The sequence below is a fragment of the Halorubrum tibetense genome, assembly GCF_042661865.1.
Lineage (GTDB): Archaea > Halobacteriota > Halobacteria > Halobacteriales > Haloferacaceae > Halorubrum > Halorubrum tibetense.
The window spans coordinates 1-2,211 of record NZ_JBHSWW010000347.1 but is presented as its reverse complement, the minus strand read 5'-3'; the positions used below and the strand labels follow the sequence as shown (position 1 = coordinate 2,211).

The 2,211-nt window shown below is 70.3% G+C and carries 1 protein-coding gene; it reads left to right on the top strand.

From position 1 onward, the window contains the following. A partial coding sequence (locus tag ACFQEU_RS14815; protein ID WP_379783405.1) for a sensor histidine kinase occupies nt 1–2,211 on the top strand: 2,211 nt, incomplete at both ends.

The window sequence follows — 2,211 nt, the reverse complement described above, 5'->3', positions numbered from 1 at the left end:
GCCGACCGCCTGGGCGAGGTCGCGACCGCGCTCGCGCGCGGATCGGACGCCACTTCGCTCGCCGAGCCGCTTCCCGTTCGCGTCGTGGTCGACGGCGTCGTCTTCGGGAACCTCTCGGCTGAAGCGCTCGACGACGACGCGTTCGAGACGGTCGGCGAAGCGACCGCCGGCGACGTGGCGGTTCGGATCGAGGTGGGTCCGGACGGGTCGATAGCGCCAGGAGAGACGGGAGGAGCGAGACGAGTGGACGCGTCCCGGGGCGACGCCGACCCGGAGGGTGACACCGACACCGCCGACAGCGACGCCGACGGGTTCTGGTCGTCCGTCGCCCGCCTCGTGGCCGTCCACGTCGAGCGCGCGGAGACGGCGGAGCGGCTCCGGGCGTTCGCCGAGCGGCTGGACACGATCCTCGATCACACGACGAACGTCGTGTTCATGAAGGACCTCGAGGACCGCTATCTCCTCGTCAACGAGGCGTTCACGTCGATGGTCGGCCGGGACCGCGACGCGATCCTCGGCCGGACGACAGCGGCGGTCCACGGTGAGGCGGTCGCCGACCGGTTCCGCGACCACGACACGGCCGTCATCGAGGCCGGCGAGCCGGATCAGTTCGACGAGCGCTACCCGACCGCCGACGGCGACCGACGGTTCGTCACCGTCCGCGTCCCCCTGTTCGATGACGACGGCGAGCCGTACGCCGTGTACGGGATCGCTACCGACGTCACGGCCGAGCTCCGATTGGCCGACCAGCGCGCCGACCTCCTCGACCGGATGGCCGACGGCTTCATCGCCATCGACGAGGACGACAATATCACCTTCCTCAACGCCAGAACGGTCGCGTTCGCGGGCGAGGGGCGCGACCGTGAGGAGCTCGTCGGCCAGGGGTTCTGGGAGGCGTTCCCCGAAGCGGATGCCGCGCTCGCGGAGGCGATCCAAGAGGCCCGCAAGCGGGGGGAAGCGACGACCGCCACCGCTTACTACGAGCCGGTCGACGGCCACTTCGAGGCGCGGGTGTATCCAGAGGGGGAGTCCGTCTCGATGTACGTTCGGGACGTGACGGAGCGGGTCCGCGAGCGCGAGGAGCTGGAGCGGCGCGAACGCGTCATGAAACGGCTCTACGAGGTGATCGCCGAGAAGGACACGACCTTGGAGTCGAAGGTGAGCGGCCTGCTCGCGCTCGGCAAGGAGGTGCTCGGCGTCGAGTCCGGGCTGCTCTCACACGTCGAGGGCGAGCGGTACCGTGCGGAGGTGGTGGCCGACGACACGGGTCTGTTCGCCGCGGGTGATGTCGTCCCGCTGTCGACGACGATCTGTGAGCGCGTCGTCTCGCAGGCCGGGTCGATACAGGTGTGTGACGCCCCCGGGGACCCGGAGCTCGCTGACCGGGACGGCGTGACCGAGGGCGGGATCGCCTGTTACGTCGGCGCGCCGGTCGTCGTCGACGACGAGATGTACGGGACGTTCTGTTTTTACGACCGTGGCGACCGCCCCAACCCGTTCCCGGAGTGGGAGGTAACGCTCGTGGACATGATGGCCCGCTGGGTGAGCTACGAGCTTGAGCGGCGGGAGGCGCAGTCGGAAGTCACTCGCGAGCGGGACCGGCTGGATCGGTTCGCGAGCATGGTGTCACACGACCTCCGGAACCCGCTCAACGTCGCGAGCGGGAACCTCGAACTGGCGCGCGAGACGGGCGACACCGACCGGCTCGACACGGCCGCGAACGCTCTCGACCGCATGAACGAGCTGATCGAGGACGCGCTCTCGTTCGCGCGGGTCGGCGAGCGCGTCGTCGACACGGAACGGGTCGACCTGGCCGCGGTCGCCAGCGAGGCGTGGAACACCGTCGAAACCGGCGGCGCGACGCTCGTCGTCGAGGATCCCGGTCTCGTCCTCGGCGACGCCTCACGCGTCCGGACGCTGTTCGAGAACCTGTTTCGGAACAGCGTGGAACACGGTTCCACGAGCAGTCGGGCGGAGCCCGACGACAGCGTCGAGCACGGCGGCGACGCCGTGACCGTGACGGTCGGCCGCGAGGAGACGACCCTGTTCGTCGCTGACGACGGCCCGGGGATCCCCGAAGCCGACCGCGAGCAAGCCTTCGAGACCGGGTTCACGACGGACCCGGAGGGGACCGTGTTCGGGCTCGGGATCGTCGAGGGGATCGCCACCGCCCACGGCTGGAGCGTCGCGGCGACCGAGTGGGCCGCCGGC